The sequence below is a fragment of the Mesorhizobium sp. B2-4-6 genome, assembly GCF_006442775.1.
GTDB lineage: Bacteria > Pseudomonadota > Alphaproteobacteria > Rhizobiales > Rhizobiaceae > Mesorhizobium.
Genome location: NZ_VFVI01000014.1, coordinates 56,657 through 74,622, shown reverse-complemented (window position 1 = coordinate 74,622; position 17,966 = coordinate 56,657). Strand labels below are relative to the sequence as shown.

At 63.9% G+C, this 17,966-nt stretch carries 25 protein-coding genes; 13 read left to right on the top strand and 12 right to left on the bottom strand.

Translation table 11 applies throughout. The annotated features are described in order from the left end of the window. Positions 1-4 precede the first annotated feature (4 nt). The 4 genes from FJ957_RS26900 to FJ957_RS26885 all read right to left on the bottom strand — a co-directional run bounded on the left by FJ957_RS26900 (position 5) and on the right by FJ957_RS26885 (position 3,402). Positions 5-427, bottom strand: a complete 423-nt coding sequence (locus FJ957_RS26900; RefSeq protein WP_140835872.1) for a DoxX family protein — start codon at positions 425-427, stop codon at positions 5-7. A gap of 196 nt (positions 428-623) precedes the next feature. Then, the gene (locus FJ957_RS26895; protein ID WP_140835871.1) at positions 624-1,046 is read right to left on the bottom strand and encodes a DoxX family protein; all 423 of its coding nucleotides are present in this window, start codon (positions 1,044-1,046) and stop codon (positions 624-626) included. 176 nt (positions 1,047-1,222) lie between these two features. Beyond that, positions 1,223-2,620 carry a class II fumarate hydratase gene (gene fumC, locus FJ957_RS26890; protein WP_140835870.1) on the bottom strand — a complete coding sequence of 466 codons (1,398 nt, stop codon included), beginning with the start codon at positions 2,618-2,620 and terminating at the stop codon, positions 1,223-1,225. 299 nt (positions 2,621-2,919) lie between these two features. Next, entirely contained in the window at positions 2,920-3,402 is a 483-nt protein-coding gene (locus FJ957_RS26885) for a cupin domain-containing protein (RefSeq protein WP_140657019.1), read from the bottom strand. Positions 3,403-3,507: 105 nt separating this feature from the next. Between FJ957_RS26885 and FJ957_RS26880 the strand changes: the two genes are divergently transcribed. Further along, the gene (locus tag FJ957_RS26880) at positions 3,508-4,479 is read left to right on the top strand and encodes a LysR family transcriptional regulator (protein WP_140835869.1); all 972 of its coding nucleotides are present in this window, start codon (positions 3,508-3,510) and stop codon (positions 4,477-4,479) included. Positions 4,480-4,552: 73 nt separating this feature from the next. Here the strand turns inward: FJ957_RS26880 and betI are convergent, their stop codons facing one another. Further along, positions 4,553-5,203: a transcriptional regulator BetI gene (gene betI / locus FJ957_RS26875; protein ID WP_140835868.1), complete on the bottom strand. Its 651-nt coding sequence runs from the start codon at positions 5,201-5,203 to the stop codon at positions 4,553-4,555. 79 nt (positions 5,204-5,282) lie between these two features. Here betI and choX point away from each other — a divergent pair, with 79 nt between their 5' ends. After that, positions 5,283-6,221 (top strand): choline ABC transporter substrate-binding protein, encoded by a 939-nt coding sequence (gene choX / locus FJ957_RS26870; RefSeq protein WP_140835867.1) that lies wholly within the window; start codon positions 5,283-5,285, stop codon positions 6,219-6,221. Continuing rightward, a complete protein-coding gene (locus FJ957_RS26865) occupies positions 6,218-7,054 on the top strand; it encodes an alpha/beta hydrolase (protein ID WP_140835866.1) in 837 nt (278 codons plus the stop codon). The genes choX and FJ957_RS26865 overlap by 4 nt, the downstream gene beginning before the upstream one ends. On the opposite strand, the gene FJ957_RS26860 is transcribed toward FJ957_RS26865, so the two are convergent. Then, positions 7,055-7,813 carry an NIPSNAP family protein gene (locus FJ957_RS26860; RefSeq protein ID WP_140835865.1) on the bottom strand — a complete coding sequence of 253 codons (759 nt, stop codon included), beginning with the start codon at positions 7,811-7,813 and terminating at the stop codon, positions 7,055-7,057. Between the two features lie 236 nt (positions 7,814-8,049). On the opposite strand from FJ957_RS26860, the gene FJ957_RS26855 reads away from it, so the two are divergent. Continuing rightward, the gene (locus FJ957_RS26855; RefSeq protein ID WP_140835864.1) at positions 8,050-8,709 is read left to right on the top strand and encodes a TetR/AcrR family transcriptional regulator; all 660 of its coding nucleotides are present in this window, start codon (positions 8,050-8,052) and stop codon (positions 8,707-8,709) included. 49 nt (positions 8,710-8,758) lie between these two features. Here FJ957_RS26855 and FJ957_RS26850 read toward each other — a convergent pair whose 3' ends face one another. Next, positions 8,759-9,346 carry a hypothetical protein gene (locus tag FJ957_RS26850; RefSeq protein WP_140835863.1) on the bottom strand — a complete coding sequence of 196 codons (588 nt, stop codon included), beginning with the start codon at positions 9,344-9,346 and terminating at the stop codon, positions 8,759-8,761. Positions 9,347-9,499: 153 nt separating this feature from the next. Between FJ957_RS26850 and FJ957_RS26845 the strand changes: the two genes are divergently transcribed. Next, positions 9,500-10,630, top strand: a complete 1,131-nt coding sequence (locus FJ957_RS26845; protein WP_140835862.1) for a metallophosphoesterase — start codon at positions 9,500-9,502, stop codon at positions 10,628-10,630. Between the two features lie 57 nt (positions 10,631-10,687). Here FJ957_RS26845 and FJ957_RS26840 read toward each other — a convergent pair whose 3' ends face one another. Next, positions 10,688-10,867: a CsbD family protein gene (locus FJ957_RS26840; RefSeq protein WP_140835861.1), complete on the bottom strand. Its 180-nt coding sequence runs from the start codon at positions 10,865-10,867 to the stop codon at positions 10,688-10,690. A 167-nt stretch (positions 10,868-11,034) separates the two neighbouring features. Between FJ957_RS26840 and FJ957_RS26835 the strand changes: the two genes are divergently transcribed. Both FJ957_RS26835 and FJ957_RS26830 read left to right on the top strand, forming a co-directional pair. Then, entirely contained in the window at positions 11,035-11,694 is a 660-nt protein-coding gene (locus tag FJ957_RS26835) for a glutathione S-transferase family protein (RefSeq protein ID WP_181180726.1), read from the top strand. Positions 11,695-11,799: 105 nt separating this feature from the next. Beyond that, positions 11,800-12,555 (top strand): SDR family NAD(P)-dependent oxidoreductase, encoded by a 756-nt coding sequence (locus FJ957_RS26830; RefSeq protein ID WP_140835859.1) that lies wholly within the window; start codon positions 11,800-11,802, stop codon positions 12,553-12,555. A gap of 87 nt (positions 12,556-12,642) precedes the next feature. Here FJ957_RS26830 and FJ957_RS26825 read toward each other — a convergent pair whose 3' ends face one another. Continuing rightward, on the bottom strand, positions 12,643-12,831 hold the full coding sequence (locus tag FJ957_RS26825) for a hypothetical protein (protein WP_140835858.1): 189 nt from the start codon (positions 12,829-12,831) through the stop codon (positions 12,643-12,645). A 93-nt stretch (positions 12,832-12,924) separates the two neighbouring features. Here FJ957_RS26825 and FJ957_RS26820 point away from each other — a divergent pair, with 93 nt between their 5' ends. From FJ957_RS26820 to FJ957_RS26810, 4 genes are all read left to right on the top strand, one after another. Beyond that, on the top strand, positions 12,925-13,332 hold the full coding sequence (locus tag FJ957_RS26820) for a hypothetical protein (RefSeq protein ID WP_140835965.1): 408 nt from the start codon (positions 12,925-12,927) through the stop codon (positions 13,330-13,332). Between the two features lies 1 nt (position 13,333). Continuing rightward, a complete protein-coding gene (locus tag FJ957_RS31960) occupies positions 13,334-13,492 on the top strand; it encodes a hypothetical protein (protein ID WP_181180725.1) in 159 nt (52 codons plus the stop codon). A 62-nt stretch (positions 13,493-13,554) separates the two neighbouring features. Beyond that, entirely contained in the window at positions 13,555-13,896 is a 342-nt protein-coding gene (locus tag FJ957_RS26815; protein ID WP_181180733.1) for a YkgJ family cysteine cluster protein, read from the top strand. 276 nt (positions 13,897-14,172) lie between these two features. Then, the gene (locus FJ957_RS26810; protein WP_140835857.1) at positions 14,173-14,784 is read left to right on the top strand and encodes a LysE family translocator; all 612 of its coding nucleotides are present in this window, start codon (positions 14,173-14,175) and stop codon (positions 14,782-14,784) included. A gap of 7 nt (positions 14,785-14,791) precedes the next feature. On the opposite strand, the gene FJ957_RS26805 is transcribed toward FJ957_RS26810, so the two are convergent. Continuing rightward, a complete protein-coding gene (locus tag FJ957_RS26805) occupies positions 14,792-15,805 on the bottom strand; it encodes an AraC family transcriptional regulator (protein ID WP_140835856.1) in 1,014 nt (337 codons plus the stop codon). Between the two features lie 192 nt (positions 15,806-15,997). On the opposite strand from FJ957_RS26805, the gene FJ957_RS26800 reads away from it, so the two are divergent. Further along, entirely contained in the window at positions 15,998-16,423 is a 426-nt protein-coding gene (locus FJ957_RS26800; RefSeq protein ID WP_140835855.1) for a GFA family protein, read from the top strand. A gap of 68 nt (positions 16,424-16,491) precedes the next feature. Beyond that, positions 16,492-17,007 (top strand): OsmC family protein, encoded by a 516-nt coding sequence (locus FJ957_RS26795; protein ID WP_140835854.1) that lies wholly within the window; start codon positions 16,492-16,494, stop codon positions 17,005-17,007. A gap of 80 nt (positions 17,008-17,087) precedes the next feature. On the opposite strand, the gene FJ957_RS26790 is transcribed toward FJ957_RS26795, so the two are convergent. Both FJ957_RS26790 and FJ957_RS26785 read right to left on the bottom strand, forming a co-directional pair. Then, on the bottom strand, positions 17,088-17,474 hold the full coding sequence (locus FJ957_RS26790) for a nuclear transport factor 2 family protein (RefSeq protein ID WP_140835853.1): 387 nt from the start codon (positions 17,472-17,474) through the stop codon (positions 17,088-17,090). 20 nt (positions 17,475-17,494) lie between these two features. Beyond that, on the bottom strand, positions 17,495-17,929 hold the full coding sequence (locus FJ957_RS26785) for an OsmC family protein (RefSeq protein ID WP_140835852.1): 435 nt from the start codon (positions 17,927-17,929) through the stop codon (positions 17,495-17,497). Positions 17,930-17,966: the final 37 nt, after the last annotated feature.

The window sequence follows — 17,966 nt, the reverse complement described above, 5'->3', positions numbered from 1 at the left end:
CAGATCAGGTGACGTCGGCGCCGATCCCGAACCCACGCCCGTCAGCCGACCATGCGCCGGCGCCGGCCATGGCGAGCGCCAGGAAGCCGCCGGCAATGGCGATGTCCTTCATCAGCATCTGCTGGTGCAGGAAGGCGAGGGTCGCATCTTCTCCGCCTTGGCCGTAGTGGCCGATGAAACCTGCGACCACACAGAAGGCCGCAAGCAAAAGCGCCACGATCCGCGTCTGAAAGCCGACGAGGATCAAAAGCCCGGCGATCAGCTCGAACAGGCCTGTGCCCCAGGCGGCCAAGGTCGGCAGCGGCAGGCCGAGGCCGGTGAAATAATTGATCGTGCCGCCGATGTTGGTGAGCGCCTGGAAGCCCGACGGCACGAAGAGCGCGGCCAACAGGAGCCGTGAGACCAGAAGCAACGCGTTGCGAAACATGGTCAAACCTCCCTTGCCGGCGCATGAGGCCGGCTGCCGCTGCAGTCTACGCCTGCAACGAAAAAGCGGCGCGGAAAATTCCGCGCCGCTTGAATTTAAGGCTTGGGAGGGGAGCAATTCCAGGAAAGTGTGACGCGGTCAGGCGCGGCGACTTCGCCGTCGCCTTCCGTTTGGAATTGCGTCAAACAACAGTGCTTCAGGCGCGCTTTGCGTCGATCGAATAAGCGCCGGCGCCGGACGAGGCGAGCAGGATGAAGCCGCCGGTGATGGCCAGGTTCTTGAGGAACTGGATCATCTGCATCTGGTCGGCCCAGCCGGTGTGGGCGACGAGCCCAGTGGCAATCGTGAAGATCGCGAGCACCCAGGCGGCGATCCGGGTCTGGAAGCCGACGAGGATGGCAAGGCCGCCAAGCAGCTCGATCAGGCCGACGACAACGGCCGTCACGGTCGGCACGGGCAAGCCGAGGGCGCCGAAGTATCCAGCGGTGCCTGAAATGGCGGTCAACTTGCCGAAGCCGGAAAGCAGGAAAATGACCGCGAGCAGGATGCGGCCGAGCAGGATCGTGGTGGAGCTGTTGGACGCGGTGCCGGCGTTAGCGGTGGAAGTGTTGATTGACATGGCGAGTCTCCGAATGGGTTGAATGCCCAGTCAGATAGACGATGGATATTGTTCACCAAAGCCGCTTATGTGGCGACACATTGTTCACAGAACCTATATTTTTGCGATTGCGCAAGCAGCGCAAAATTGATGTCGTCAGATCTGGCGGCAAGAGTAATTTGTCCCGCCGCCAAATATCAGCCCGGGTGCGTCATGTCCTCCGGCCGGACCAGCCGATCGTAATCGGCTTCGCTGACCAAGCCGGTGGCCAAGGCTTCTTCGCGTAGCGTGGTGCCGTTCTTGTGCGCGGTCTTGGCGATCTTGGCGGCGTTGTCGTAGCCGATGGTCGGCGCCAGCGCCGTCACGAGCATCAGCGAGCGCTCCAGCGCGGCCTTGATGTTGTCCTCGCGGGCCTCGATGCCCACCACGCAATTGTCGGTGAAGGACACGGAGGCGTCGGCCAGCAGCTGCACCGACTGCAGGAAATTGTAGGCCATCAGCGGGTTGTAGACATTGAGCTCGAAATGGCCCTGGCTGCCGGCGAAGGTGAGCGCTGCATTGTTGCCGAACACCTGTACGCAGACCTGCGTCAGCGCCTCGCACTGGGTCGGGTTGACCTTGCCCGGCATGATCGAGGAACCCGGCTCGTTTTCCGGTAGCGACAGCTCGCCGAGGCCCGAGCGCGGGCCGGAGCCGAGCAGGCGGATGTCGTTGGCGATCTTGAACAGCGCCGCCGCCGCCGCGTTGATCGCGCCATGCGAGAACACCATGGAATCGTGTGCTGCGAGCGCCTCGAACTTGTTCGGCGCGGTCACGAAGGCGATGCCGGTGATCGAAGCGATGCGGTCCGCCACCTTTTCCGCGAAGCCGACCGGCGCGTTGAGGCCGGTGCCGACGGCGGTGCCGCCCTGCGCCAGTTCCTGCAGCCCGGGCAGCGTCTGCTCGATGCGCTTGATCGAGGAGGCGACCTGCGCGGCATAGCCGGAAAATTCCTGGCCAAGGGTCAGCGGCGTCGCGTCCTGCGTGTGCGTGCGGCCGATCTTGATGATGTGATTGAAGGCGCGGGCCTTGGCGTCGAGCGCCTTGTGCAGATGATGCAGCGCAGGGATCAGGTGATGCGCGACCCGCTCGGCGCAGGCGATGTGCATGGCCGTCGGATAGGTGTCGTTGGACGACTGGCTCATGTTGACGTGGTCGTTGGGGTGCACCGGCTTCTTCGAACCCATGACACCGCCGAGCATCTCGATCGCCCGGTTGGAGATCACCTCATTGGCGTTCATGTTGGATTGCGTGCCCGAGCCGGTCTGCCAGACAACCAGCGGGAAATGATCGTTGAGCTTGCCGTCGATGACTTCCTGCGCCGCGTCGACGATCGCCTTGCCGATGGCCGGATCGAGCCGCTTCATCTCCATGTTCACTTCCGCCGCGGCACGCTTGACGATGCCGAGCGCGCGCACGATCGAGGCCGGCTGCTTCTCCCAGCCGATCTTGAAATTGCCCAGCGAACGCTGTGCCTGCGCGCCCCAATAGCGGTCGGCCGCCACCTCGATGGGGCCGAACGTATCGGTTTCGGTTCTGGTCTTTTCAGCGCTCACGGCAAGTCTCCGTCTGTCGATTTGGGCAAGGGCGTATCGCGTTGCACAAACCGCATCAAGCGGAGATTGCGGGCGGGGAAGATGCAAATCGGTTGAAGGGCGCGCCTCTTCCTTCTCGCTCTGGGCGAGACGGCGGTGACGGCCAATCTCTCCCTCGTGGGAGATGCCCGGCAGGTCAGAGGGGGGCGCGAAGGATCACGGCGTTTGGAAATCCTTCGGACTGTTTCGAACAGGAGCGAAAGGCTGGCGGGACAGCGCCCTCTCTGGCCTGCCGGCCATCTCCCCCACAAGGGGGGAGATCAGCACCCCAGCGGCGGCCCGACAATATCGATGCCGTTCTCGGCGCACAGGCTCGTCAACACCTCAATCATCTCCGGCGTCGGCGCTGCCGCCGGCGGCAGTTCGGCTCGCTCCGCAGGGCGACTAGCCTTGCGCACCATCGTCTCGAAATCCGAACCGCGCGTGACGGTGAGCGTATGGGCGCCTTCGAGAGACTCGACCTTGTAAGTGTGCGGCAGGCCTTTCGGAGCGAGCACCGTTTCGCCGGCGCCGGCAAGCCGCTCGCGGCCGTCGACGACAAAACGTATCCGGCCTTCAAGGATATGAAACACCTCGTCCTCATTGCGGTGCACGTGCAGCGGCGCGGAATCGCCGTAGGGCTGGCGGTGCTCGATGATGCAGATGCCGTCCTCGCCGTCGGCCGACGAAACCTGGATGGCAACGAGCGTGTTGTTGAACCAGAGGAGTTCCTTGCCTGCGATCGTCGTGTTGATCATTGTCATCATTGCTCTCCCTTGTTGAGTGCCGACAAAGCGGCTTCGACGGCGACCTAAGCAAGGACGAGCCGGCGATGGAAATCGAATGATCGTATGGGGCGGATTGATGCGATGAATTTGAACGCGCTCGACCTCAATCTGGTGAGGGTGCTCGACGCGCTGCTGCGCGAGAAGAGCGTGACGCGCGCCGGCGAGCAGATCGGCCTCAGCCAGCCGGCTGTGAGCGCCGCGCTCAACCGCCTGCGCCATGCGCTCAACGACCAGCTCTTCGTGCGCCGCGGCAACGACATGGTGCCGACGCCTCGCGCCGAAAGCCTGGCGGAGCCGGTGCGCGCGGCGCTGCGCGAGATCGAGCGCGCCTTTCAGCCGGCGACCGATTTCGATCCGGCAAGGCTGGAACGGACATTCACCTTCATGGGCGCGGATTTCTTCTCAATGCTGCTTATGCCGCCCTTCGCCGCGCGCATTGCGGCGGTGGCGCCCGGCGTATCGTTCCGTTTCCTCGACAGCGCCATCGGCGACGTCTCGAAGCTGTTGCAGGACGATCGGGTCGACCTTGCGCTGGAGCGCCCGCTGGAGGTCGCGGAGTGGGTCTCAAGCGTGACGCTGTTCGGCTCGCCCTTCGCCATTGTCGCGGCGAAGGACAATGCGGCGCTCGGCCAGGCCGGCATCGCCGAGGGCGAAGAGGTGCCACTCGACCTGTTCTGCGCGCTGCCGCATGCGCTGCGCTCCATCGATGGATCGATGTCGGGCTTCACCGACGATGCGCTGGGCAGGATGGGCCGGGCGCGTCGCGTCATGCTTGCTTTGCCGCACTTCCAGGCCGTCGCGCTGGCCGTGGCGAACGGGCCTTATCTGGCTGCGGTTCCAACGCAGTTCGCTGTAGCGGCGGCAAAATCCCTGCCGATCGGCATCTATCGGGCGCCGATCCCGATACCATCGCCGGCGGTCAGAATGTACTGGCACGCCCGCCGCGATGATGAGCCACCGCATCGCTGGATCCGCGAGCAGATACTCGATGAGGTGGGAACGCTCGGCTTCAAGGACTGGGACGGCACCGCAAGTGCTCTCCCGGGGGTATAGCTGCCGTTGGAGCGAGAATGCAGCGCTGAGCAACGCGGGCGGTCAAGCGCGGGAGCTATCGCCGGTATGAACCTTATCCGGCCGAGGCTAGCTCGACCGGCGCGGGCTGGCGCAGGCTCAGCCGACCCGCGACGAAATCCTTGACTTGGCGCACGGCCTGCTCGCGCGTGACGCTGCCCGGCTGCAGGCCAAGCCTGAGCCACAACCCGTCGATCAGCGCGGTGACGCCGAGCACGATCTCGTCGGCCACTTCCGGCGAAGCGAGGCCGCGCAGGCCGGATAAAAGGTTCGAGCGCATGCGCGCGTGGATGACCTTCTGGATGCGTGCCAATTTCTCGTCGCGCGGCACCTCGGCGCAGAGTGACAGCCATGCATGGCAGAGCGGCGGCAGGAACAAATGCTCCTCGAAATTGCCTTCGATCACCGCATCCAGCCGTTCCATTGGCGTCTGAGCCCGCTGAAGCCTGGCGACCACCGCGTGACAGAGCACGGCGTTGGCCTCGCGCATGGCGTGCTCGAACAGCTCCTGCTTGTTGCGGAAATAATGCAGCACGATGCCCTTCGACGCGCCGGCCTGGGCCGCGACCTTTTCCAGCGTCGCGCCGGCGATGCCTTCGCGCTCCAGAACGGCGAAGGCCGCCTGCCGCAGCTCCTTGCGGCGTATGTCGCTGAGGCGCGTGAGTTTCACGGGACCGATCCATGCATGGCGAATCCATGTTGACATTTTCGTCCGTCCAGATCAACAATTGACCAGTTGGACAATAAATAGACCAAGAGGTCAAAAAGCGATGAGGAGCACCGGAATGTTGCGCATGCTTGCGAATGGCATTTGTCTCGCGGCCCTGATGCTGGCCTCCCAGCCGGCCCGGGCCGCCGAGGCCGAGAGCTGCAAAACGGTCCGCATGGCCGAGCCCGGCTGGAACGATCTCGCCTTCACCACAGGCGTGGCCAAGGTGCTGCTCCAGGCGCTCGGCTACGAGCCGCAGAGCGAAGTGCTCGGCATCAACGTCATCTACGAGGGGATTAAGAACAAGGACCTCGACCTGTTCCTCGGCTACTGGGATCCGGCGATGGTCACCTATTACGAGCCCTACAAGAAGGACGGCTCGATCGAGAATGTGCGCATCAACCTGGTCGGCGCCAAATACACCTTCGCCGTGCCGACCTATGTCTGGGACGCCGGCGTCAAGGACCTGTCCGACCTGCACAAATTCGCCGACAAGTTCGGCAAGAAGATGTATGGCATCGAGCCCGGATCCAATCAGCTCATGATGGACGCCATTGCCGATCCGCAATACGGCCTGGACGGCTGGCAGGTGGTTGAATCGAGCGAGGCCGGCATGCTCTCGGAGGTCGGCTATGAGATCAAGGAGAAGCAGTTCATCGTCTTCCAGGGCTGGGCGCCGCATCCGATGAACACGATGTACGACTTTAAATATCTGACCGGCGGCGACAAGTTCTTCGGTCCGAATTTCGGCGCCGCCACCGTGACGACACAGGTGCGCAAGGGCTATCTGCAGGAATGCCCGAACGTCGCGCAGTTTCTGAAGAACCTTGCCTTCGACATCGACATGGAAAATGTCGGCATGGGCTATCTCATCAATGACGGCATGAAGCCGGAGGACGGGGCTCTGAAGTCGATCGACCAGCACAAGGATCGTCTCGATGCGTGGCTTGCCGGCGTCACCACCTTCGATGGCAAGCCCGGCCTTGCCGCGGTCAAGGAAAAGCTCGGACTGTGAGGCCGGCGCTATCGGAGTCTGAGGAGCAGGAGGTAGAGCAGGCCGCCTGGGTCGACCGCAAGCGTATCGCCGAGGTCGGCGGTCTCGATCTTGCCTATGTCGAGGTCGCCGGTTCGGAGCCGCCGCTTGTCCTCGTGCATGGCTTCACCGACACCAGCCGCAGCTTCTCTCTGCTGGCGCCGCATCTTCGCGGCCGCCGGCTGATCATGCCGGACTTGCGTGGCCACGGTGGCTCGCAGGCGGTTGAGGGTTTTGGCATCGCCGGTTTCGCCGACGACATGGCCGGACTGATCCGGCGCCTGCGGCTCGACCGGCCAGTCATCGTCGGGCATTCGCTGGGCGGCATGGTGTCGATCGCGCTGGCCGCACGGCATCCGGAACTGGTCGGTGGGCTGGTGATCGTGGCCAGCACGCTGAGGCCCGATTTCGGATCGCATCACCAACTGATCGATGGCGTGGCAGCGCTTCGTGATCCGATCTCGCCGTCCGATCCTTTCTATGACTGGTGGCATGCCTGCCGGCCGGGTGTGCCGCGGGCCTTTCTCGCCGGCCTCGCGCAGGACGCGTCCGCGATTCCCGCGGCGCGCTGGCGCGCCATTCTCGAAGAGGTCCGCCGCACCGATCTGACCGCCGCGGCGCGGGCCGTTCATGTTCCAACGCTGATCATCGCCGGCGGGCACGATCCACTCTTCGGAGCGGCGCACCAGCAGACACTGACCGGGGCCCTGGCCGGATCGCGTCTGGTATGGGCCCAGGACTGCGGCCACAACCCGCATTGGGAAGACCCGGCCTTTGTCGCCGAGGCAATAGCGAGCATGTTGCCGGCCGCGTGACTATCGCAAAAGCGATCGGCTCGTCGGCGTCAGACGCAACGTCTCTGCCGGCTTTGTGGAAGCGGCTTGCAAGGCTTCATGGATCGCTCGCCATGCCGGCGAAGCGGCGAGGGCGGCCCGACGGCCGGCGCGGGAATCGCCATCGTCGAACCCTGTGACGATGACGAAGACGTTTTCAGCAGCACGCACGGGCAAGCGCGGAAAGGTGTTTTCGGCATGCTCGCTGACGAAGGCGCCGAGCAGCCGAGCGCCGTTTTCCACGAGCAGCGGAACCGCCTCCGCCTCGAAACGCCCGGCAAAACCGGCCTCGGCGCCTCGCTGCAAATGATGAATCGAAATCTCAACAAAACCAGGCAAACGCCTTCCGCCGTTCATACTTTCAACTTCGGCGGCTGTCGGCCGCTGTAGGCCTGAGAGGTCGAATTGTGCACCCCGCCATGCCGGTTTGAGCAACAACACGTTGTCGGAATCGATCATCGTCGCATTGGCGGCATCGCGATGCACTGCCCACACCGACCCGCCATAGAAGGCGCTGAGCGCGTCCTTTCTCGCGTCCATATCCCCGAAACCGCGCAGCCAGACGAACATGTCGGGGCGGTCGAGATCGCGGAACTGGCCGATGACGGTCATGCCTGTCGCTTCCTGCGTTTCGACGAACTCCCTGTCGAACAGCGCGATCAGCGTTTCGCGCTGCTTTGGCTTCAGTGTGTATTGCCGGAGCTCGACGACGGGTGAGGCGAGGCGGGAAGGTCGGTTCATGGTCAGAATCTCAAAACAGGGCGATCATCCTGTTTTATAAACAGATCGGTTGTCCTGTTTTGTCAATCTGGTATCGTGGTTTTTCCCTTGTGGGAGAAGGTGGATCGGCGCGCAGCGCCGAGACGGATGAGGGGTGTTCCAGCGGAGTGAGACGCTGGCTTTCCCCGGGAGCATCCCTTATCCGCCCTCACTTCGTTCAGGTACCGTCTCCAACAAGCGGAGATGGGGAGATCGCCATGGCCCCGCGCAAGAAGCGCACCAACGACCCGGAAGGCATGCGCCGGCGCGTCCTCGACGTGGCGGAGGACTCCTTCCAGGCGCGCGGCTATCACGCCTCGAGCCTCGGCGATCTGATGGCCGCGGCCGGCGTCACCGGCGGCGCGCTGCATCACCATTTCCCGACCAAGAAGGCGCTGGCGCTGGCGGTGATCGAGGAACGGGTGGCGGCGGCGGTCCAGGAGACGTGGATCGATCCGGTGCTGGCTGCGTCCTCGGCCCGCGAAGGCGTGCGGGCCGTGTTCGAGGCGGTGGCTGAGGAGCTTGAGCAACAGGGCTATGTGCGCGGCTGCCCGCTCAACAACCTCGCGCACGAACTGTCGCTGGCCGACGATGAATTCCGCATGGCGCTCGCCAGGATCTTCGCCGGCTGGCGAAAGGCGATCGCCGATAAGATCCGGGCCGACCAACTGGACGGCGGAAAGGGCGTGATCGATCCCGACCACTTCGCAGCGCTTGCGGTGGCTGCTTATTCCGGCGCCATGTCGATGGCCAAGACGTCACAGGATGCAGGGGTGCTGCGGGAGTGTTTGAGGGGATTGGAAGGTTTCGAGCCATCGCAGAACGGGTTGATGGCAAAGCGGCGGCGTCGCGTGTTGCCGCGGCGAATGATCGGTTGATGCCGTCGGGGCACCGGCGTGAAGGGTCGTGTCGTTCGACAATTACACCTCACTCCCTCAACGGCTTGATCGTCTCGAATCCCACCTCGCTCTGCGCGCTCGTCCCCTCATCATACCGCCGTGCCAGTACCGCCTGCAGTTCCGGCGAATAGAGCGCGGTGAAGGTGTCGATGACATTGCCGTTATCGCCGGTGATCGTTTCGCCGACCACGAGCACGTTGTATTTGCAGTCGCCCAGCTTGTAGGTGTCCTTGCCCTTGACGGCCAAAGCCAGTGTCTCGGTGCCCTTCGGCGCTTTCTTCGAAGACAGCCGCACGAAATCGGTCTTGCTCTTGGCGCCCGCTTTCAGCGGGAACAGCTTCTTCAAGTCGCCGAGCGGGATCATCGACAGCCGTCCGGTGTCGCTGTCGCGGAACACTTCGATCAGCCCGGCATAGAGATACTGCGTCTGCGGCGAGTCCGATTCATACTTGTTGGCGACCGCGACCATGCCGCCGGGCGCCGGCCGGAATTCGCTGCGGATGCCGGCCTTTTCCAGAACGAAGCCGGCTTTGGCGGTTTTGGCGTCCACGCAGTCCGCGGCCTGCGCGGCCCCGGCGAGCATGGCGAACGCCATGCCGGTTGTCAGGGTTTTCATGCCTTCCTCCCCTGGATGCATGTGCCAAAGCAATGACAGACCCCCGCCGCGCTGTCGACCCAAGCGCTTTTCATGCCTTGGCATGAAAAGTCTCCGGGCGCTGGCCGGCATTGAGCTGGACGAGGCGGTTCGAGGGTGTTTAATCGGGTGACGATGAATCGCACTTCGCAAACAACCGTTTCGCGCCGCATCTTCATGGCTCGGTTGGGCGGCCTCGCCGCAGCCGGCGTCTTTCCGCGCGTGGCGTCCGGCCAGACGGGCCGGCGAATCCAGCCGATCGACGCCACCTTCCTCTTCATCGCCGATATCCATGCCTGCCGCATGGCAAGCGGGCTCAGTCCCAACTGCCTGCAGGAAGGCAAGACCGATGCAGCACTTCTGCGCAGCGTCGCGGCCCTGAACGCGATTGCGGACAAGAGGTGGCCGGCCGAGATCGACGGCGTTTCCACCGGCCTGCATTCGGCCGGGACCCGCATCGGCACGCCGCTCGGCCTCGTCACCGGCGGCGACATTACCGACGATGGCGGAGGCCAGGTCACCGAGCCCAGCGAAGGCACGCAGCTTTTGCAGTTCTCCCAGCGCTATCAGGAAGGCGTCGGGCCGGACCGCGTCCACATTCCGGTCTATGTCGGGCTGGGCAACCACGATCTCGACCAGAACGGTTCGCCGCCGCATGTCGACTGGTATCGCCGCGAGCTACGCGACTATGTCGAGGTCAACCATCGCTCCGGCGTGTTCTTCAAGCCGCCGGTGCCGGCGACCGAATATGACGTCGACACCGACTGCTATTCCTGGGACTGGGGCGGCCTGCATCTTATCCAGACGCACCGCTTCGCCGGCGACACCGGCCATGGCGCGCCGAGCAGCCTGCCTTGGCTGAAGCAGGACTTGGCCACCTATGCCGGCGACGGCCGTCCCGTCGTCCTGTTCCAGCACTATGGCTGGGACAGTTTCTCGACCGAGCGCTGGGATCCGGTGAAACGCACCTATGATGACGACGGCTCCGGCCGTCCGCACTGGTGGAGCGAGGCCGACCGCCATGCGCTGCTGGCCGCGATCAAGGGCTACAATGTGATTGCCGTCTTCCACGGCCACCAGCACGAAGTGCCGATGATCTACCAGCGCGACGGGCTCGATATCGTCAAGCCGAAGGCGGCCTATATGGGCGGCTTCGCGCTGGCGCGCGTGACGGCCGACAACCTGGACGTGGTGCTGGGCGAAGCGGCCGGCGACCACGGCGAGATCGTCTTCACCAACGCCTTGGCCAGGCAATTCCAGACATGAAAAGGCCGCCTCGCGGCGATCTCCATAGCCCTGTCGTCAAGGCAAACGGCTGAGAGGTCAGAATGCCTTTTTGACCTTGTCTTTCACGTCGCCATAGGCCTTCTGCACCTTGCCGGCGAGCTTGTCCGCAGCGCCTTCGACCTGGGTCCGCCGGTTGCCGGTGGCCTTGCCGGCCGCCTGTTTGACCGAACCCTTCATTTGCTTGGCAAGACCGGCGACCTGATCCCTGTTCACCATGCGCGCATCTCCTGGGTCTGGATGGAGCCTGGATGCGAGAACCGCATCTCGCGTCCAAACGGACGCGGAGTTTTTTGGTTCCGCAAACCGGCGGCGCGACAATGACTTTCGGCTCGAAGGTGAAGCGGTTAGGTTTGCGCCGCAACCAGCATCAAGAGAGGTCAATCTTGGCGGAATTCACGCTTTACATCGGCAACAAGTGCTTTTCCTCCTGGTCGCTCAGGCCATGGGTGGCGATGAAGCAGCTGGAGATACCTTTCGAGGAGGGCTTCGTGCGGCTGCGCACGCCGCAGACGGCAGCCAACCTCGCCAAGGTGTCGCCGACCGGCCTGGTGCCGGTCTTGAATCATAAGGGAAGGATCGTCTGGGAAACGCTTGCCATCCTTGAATATCTTGCTGACCTCTATCCTGGGAAAAAGCTCTGGCCGGAAGACCTCGGCGCGCGTCAACTGGCACGCTCGGTGGCGACCGAGATGCATTCCGGCTTCCGCGAGGTGCGCTACGGCTGGCCGATGAATCTGCGCCGGCCGAAATCCCACAAGCCGCTCGATGCCGAGGGCGAGTCGCAGCGGGCGAGGATCGAAGCGATCTGGCGTCGGTGTCGCGAGCAATACGGTGACGGCGGCCCCTTCCTGTTCGGTCATTTCAGCGCGGCCGATGCGATGTATGCGCCGGTGGTGACGCGCTTCGATACCTATGGCGGTGAGTTGGCGCCCGTCACCCGCGCCTATGTCGATGCGGTGTTGGCGACGCCCGCGATGCGTCACTGGTATGCGGAAGCCGCCAGGGAGCCCTGGCCGGAGCCGGAACCGCACGAGCAGGATTAGAGCGCGGGCCGGGTCCGCAAATTGCGTCGACTGCTCTGATGGGGACTTCAAGCCTTGGCGGCGCGGCCTATGTGAAGGGGCGGGCCGGACTCCTGGAGATTTCTCATGACCACCGCAAATTCAATACTCACCGGCAAGATCGCGCTTGTCACCGGCGCTTCGTCCGGCATCGGCGAGGCCACCGCTGCGGCCCTTGCCGCGGCCGGCGTGCAAGTCGCGGTCGCTGCCCGTCGTACCGACCGCCTCGAGGCACTGGTTGCGCGCATCGAACAGGCGGGCGGCAAGGCACTCGCCATCGAAGCCGACATCGCCAAGGCCGGCGACATCACGGCGATGGTCGACAAGGTCGTATCCGAATGGGGACGCCTCGACATCCTCGTCAACAATGCCGGCGTCATGCTGCTTGCCCCAGCGGCCGAAGCCGATCTCGATGACTGGCGGCAAATGATCGAGCTCAACCTGATCGGGCTGATGGCGACCACCAAGGCGGCGCTGCCGCATTTGAAGGCTTCGAAGGGCCATATCGTCAATGTCTCCTCGGTGGCCGGTCGTGTCGCCAACCCGGGCGCGGCCGGTTACGCGGCGACCAAGTTCGGGGTGGTGGCTTTTTCGGAATCGCTGCGCCGGGAGGTCTATGCCGACAAGGTGCGCGTCACCGTCATCGAGCCGGGGCTGGTGCGTACCGAACTCGGCGATCACATCACCAACGCGCAATCCAAGGCAGGCCTCGAACACCGTCTCGCCACGATGGAAGCGCTGACCGCCGAGGATATTGCGAACGCCATTTTCTATGCCGTCAGCCAGCCGCCAAGGGTCAACGTCAATGAGATACTTATTCGTCCGACCGACCAGGAACGCTGAGCAACAGAAAACGCCTCTCGCGCTTGTTACGGCGCGGGAGGCGCTTTTGCCGTCAACCGTTCTCGATTGCTCTTGAATTGCTGACGACTAGAGTGGAAACGGCTTGCCATGACATTGGTTCCGCAGCCGACGAATTTTTTGTCCTTTTTGCGGATAGCCCCAAACGCCCGCCACGATGTGATAAGAATGCAGCAAGGCCAGGGATGCGGGCGTCCGCAATTTAATCTGACGCCATGTTGCTTTATGCGTGGTCATGGCCGAAAGACGCTCTGCCATTTCGGCATCAGCCTCCGGGCAGGAGAAGATTTTGACCGCTAGCTCGAATGAACCATGTGGGCAGACCTTGCCGAAACCGGCAGGCACACGCTGATGGCCGCCAAACGCGTGCCATCAACGCCGATCGCCGCCGATGCGACCATCGCCGACATGGTCGGCACCCTTGACAAGCCGGTCGAATATGTTCGCCGAGTGCTGGAAAGGCTCGAACGCTGCAAGCGCGCGCATGGCGATGCCCAGGTGCGCGTTGGCGTGCGCGGCCGCGCCGAGGCCCCGAACTATCTGATCGAGTATGTGCGGGAAGACGCCAAGACCCGTCAGCGCACCAGCTATCAGGATGCCGCCTACAGCGGCAGCACGCATCGTGAACTGGCGCCGCATCATATCGAGGACGCCAGGAACTGGTCGCCCGAGGAGATGAACATCACGGCGGTCTCGGCGCTGATCGGCCGCTTGCGCAACCCGAATGCGCCATCATCGCGCTTTTCTGACGAGGACTGACATGGCCATAAAATTCTCCGCCAAGGACCAGCCGGCAGTTCCGCCCGCCTCTGCCAGGCCAGCCAAGCCGGCGGCGAAGCCGGATGCGCCCGCAGAGGTTGCGACCGATCTGTTCAAGTCGCCGGCCGAAGCGCCGGCGCGCAAGACCAGGAAGAAGTAGCGCCCTTGCCGCAGGACACCGGTCGCACAGCCAGGCCGCTCGGGCTGTCCGGTCGGTCCTTTGTGTCTGTCGACGAGGATGCCGGTGCGGTCGCCGTGTTCGATTGCCAGAGCTGCGGCGCCTGCTGCTCCTATTCGGCCGACTGGCCGCGTTTTTCGACCGAGGATGACGAACAGCTCGACCGCATTCCGGCCGGGCTGGTAGCCGCGGACCAGTCCGGCATGCGCTGCGAGGGCGGCCGATGTTCGGCGCTCACCGGCGAGGTGGGCAAGCACACGGCCTGCGGCATCTATGATCTCCGCCCCGATGTCTGCCGCGCCTGCATGCCGGGCGGTGACGACTGCTTGATGGCGAGGGCGGCGCATGGGCTCGAACTGCCTATCTCCCCCTTTGCGGGGGGTTGAGGACTGGTCAGCGTAGCGGACGCGAAGCCAATTGCTTGGCTTTGCGAAGGACGAAAGCCCGGCAGGGCAGAGGGGACGCTGTCCCGCCGGCGTCTCAGCCGAGCTTCGATCGGACATCCGAATAGATTTCAAAGAAAAGCGACTGAGAGGCTGCGTCCTTCGCGCGCCCCTCTGGCCTGCCGGCCATCTCCCCACGGGGGGATCAAGCTCTCCGCCGCTTGCCGACACCCATTCCTCCCGGTACCTTCCCGTCGGGTAGGGCTGCGGAGGAAATGCATGAGCATCGAATTCTTGTTGACGTCGCTGATCATCGTGGCTTCGCCTGGCACCGGCGTCCTTTACACGCTGAGCGCCGGCCTCACGCGTGGCGCGCGCGCTTCAATTATCGCCGCCTTCGCCTGCACGCTGGGCATCATCCCGCATATGGCGGCCGCCATCACGGGGCTCGCAGCGGTGCTGCACACAAGTGCCGTCGCCTTCGAGACGCTGAAATATCTCGGCGTCGCCTATCTGCTCTACATGGCCTGGAACACGTTGAAGGAAAAGGGCGGCCTCAGCATCGACGAGGATGCCGCGCCGCGCTCGACCGCCAGGACCATCACCTCCGGCATCCTGGTCAACATCCTCAACCCGAAACTGTCGATCTTCTTCTTCGCCTTCCTGCCGCAATTCGTCAGCACCACCGAGCCGCATGCGCTGCCCAAGATGCTGGAGCTCTCCGGTGTCTTCATGCTGATGACCTTCGTCGTCTTCGCCATCTATGGCGTGTTCGCGGCATCGGTGCGCAGCCAGATCGTGTCGCGGCCGAAAGTGCTGACCTGGATGCGCCGCAGTTTTGCCGCCGCCTTCGTCATGCTCGGCGCCAAGCTGGCGCTGGCCGATCGCTAACGGACGGTCAGCCCTCGGTTTCGGAAGCCTCGTCGCTTCCGGAACCGGCCCCGGTCCGAACGCCGAGGCGCCAGGCCGAAGGCGGAACGCCGATCATCTTCTTGAAGGCACGGCTGAACGCGGCTTCGGATTCATAGCCTATCTCCGCAGCGACGCTGGCGACGTTGCTGTTGCCGGCGCTGAGCAGTTGCGAAGCGATCTGCATGCGCCATTTGGCAAGATAGTGCATCGGCGGCATTCCGACGATTTTGGTGAAGCGCTCCGCCAGCACGGTGCGTGACAGGGCGGACTCACTCGCCAGCGCCTCCACCGTCCAATTGTGAGCCGGCCGGTCGTGGATCAGCGCCAGCGCCTTGCCCAGATGCGGATCGCGCAGGCCCGCCAGCCAGCCGGTCTGTTGCGGCGGCAGCGATTCCACATAGCGGCGCAGCACGTCGACGAACATCAGCTCGCTGAGCTTGGTGAGCACTGTTTCGCTGCCGGCCCGCTTCTCAGCCACCTCCGAGACCGCCAGCCTGATGAACTGGCCGAGCCAGCCACCATCGCTCCTGGCGTTGCCGGCCTTGATGGCTGGGGGCAGCGCTTCGAGCAGCGGATTGAAGGGCAGGGCATCGCAGGCGAGATAGCCGCAGACCAGCCTGACCGAGCGCGAGCCGCCGCCGGCGCAGTTGATGTAGAAAGGCATTCGCCCAGCAGTCGCTATGTCGAGCACGTCGGTCGTCGGCGGGTCGGCGCGCAAGTCGGGATGACTCGACATGATGTGCGGGTCGCTTCTGGTGAAGACCACGACTTCGCCGGCTTCCATCGGGATCGGCTCGTCGCCGATGATCCGCGCGAAGCAGTGGCCGGCCGTTACCACATGATAGGAAATCAGGTGATCTGCGCCGGGAAGTACCTTGGGCAATATCGAGGCTGGCGCGGGTGAATGGACGGCCCACGGGTCGTGGCCTTCGATGTCGAAAAACGTCGCGCCGGTGAGGCGCACCGTTTTCAAAAGGTCAGACAGGGCATCCCCGGCCATTCCACCATGTCCCGCAGGCCGCGCAGCAATCCGGCGCGACATCCCTTTCCAGTTCCGGACGCGCTGTCAAGTAAGGCGGACGCCCCGTCATTCCGTTCAATGCCGGAAGCATTAAACCCGACAGAGCTGTGCGGTGCCGTCTCAACCGGCGCTGAGCAGAGTCGAACCAAACCTGGATAAGGATCGAAAGTCATGACGGTACATAAGGGCGGGTGTTTTTGCGGCGCCGTGGAAATCGAAGTCCACGGAACCGCCGAGGCAATGGGCTATTGCCATTGCAGTTCCTGCCGATCGTGGTCGGCGTCTCCCGTGAACGCCTTCACGCTGTGGAAGCCTGGGAACGTCAAGGTCACCAAGGGCGCGGAGTTTCTATCCGGCTTCAAGAAGTCCGAGATGAGCGACCGCCAGTTCTGCACGAAATGCGGCGGTCATCTGATGACGGATCATCCGCCGCTCGGACTGGTCGACGTCTATGCCGCCACCATACCGACGGTGGAATTCACGCCGGGAGTCCACGTCAACTACGCCGAGACGGTCCTGCCGATGAAGGACGGGCTGCCGAAGCTGAAGGATTTTCCCGCCGAGCTCGGCGGCTCCGGCATCGCTGTCTCGGAATAGGCCCGGACGATGGCCGACGATTTCAGACAACCGCAATTCGCGGCACAATTCGCGACAGGAGAACAGCAATGAATATCGCGACGTTTCGCGCCACGCAGGAGCCGATCAAGGATCTTTATCGCAAGGACGCGCGGGCGGCACTTCTTACCTTGAAGGCCAGGGGCAATGCCGACGACTCGAAGGTGACCTGCAAGGTTGAGACCGGACGCGGTCTTGCCTTGGCGGGCATCCATCCGAAGGCCGGTGGCAGCGGGCGGGAGCTTTGCTCCGGCGACATGCTGCTGGAGGCGCTGATCGCCTGCGCCGGCGTCTCGATGCGGGCGGCCGCGGCCGTGCTGGAGATTCCGATCAAGTCGGCGGAGATTTCCGCCGAGGGCGACGTCGATCTTCGCGGTACGCTCGGCGTCACCGAAGGTGTGCCGGTCGGCTTCAAGGAAATCCGCCTGCGCTTCGACATCGAGTCGGATGTCGAGCAAGGCCGGCTGACCCAGCTCATGGAACTCACCGATCGCTACTGCGTGATCTTCCAGACCATCCAGCGCAGCCCGAAGACCTTCGTAAAACTCAACCGGGTTGTCTCGTAGGTCGCGGCTTGCCCGGGATCCAGGCCCTGGCGGGGACGGATTCCGGACTGGGCCTGAGCGCGGCTCTTCCGCGCCAGGCCCTATCCTTTCACATAGCCCATCGCCTCGACGATTTGCCCATCCGCGACACGCATCAGGTTGACGCCGCGCAGCGACCTGCCATCGGCCATCCAGAAGCGCCAGCGGATCGTGGCGCGGTCGCCGGCGACGAACGTCTCTTCGATATCGAAGCGAGTGCCGGGTCCGGTGGCGATCGCCGACCACAATTCGACGCAGGCGGCCTTGCCGATGCGGCGGGCGCCGTCCGGCGCCGGCGTGGTGTTCTCGATCACGCAATCCTGCGCCACCAGTTCGTCCAGTGCCGACGGATCGTGACGCTGGAAGACGCCGTTGTAGCGCCGCATGATTTCCGCCGTCTCGGCGGAGCGCTTGGCCGCGGCGATGTCGATGATCAATTCCTGGGTCATTGGATTTTCCTCGTTCCGTTTCAGTGGTCTGCAAGGTTCGCCTTGAGCGCGATCGAGGCGACGCCGGCCAGTGCCCGCGAGACGAGGCAGGCTGCCTTGGCCTTTTGCGCCAGCCGCTCGAAGTCCTCGGCCGAGATGCCGGCGATGCTCGCCTCGGTCTCGAGCTCGATGCGGGTAATCGTCGGCCCGGCCGTGGTCGCGCCGAGATGCACCTTGGCAATGGTGTGGATGCTCTTGGCCGTGTGGCCTTCGCTGCCGAGTATGGCGGCAAGCGCCATAGAGAAGCAGCCGGCATGCGCGGCCGCTATCAGCTCTTCCGGATTGGTGCCCGGGCCGTTCTCGAAGCGCGACGGGAAGGAATAGGCGCCTTCGAACACGCCGCTGCCCAACCGCAGTCGGCCGGATCCTTCCTTGAGCGTGCCCTGCCACTGGGCCGAGGCTTCACGGATTGTCATGGCTGGTCTCCTCTCTGTTTGTGGGAAAATGTGGTGG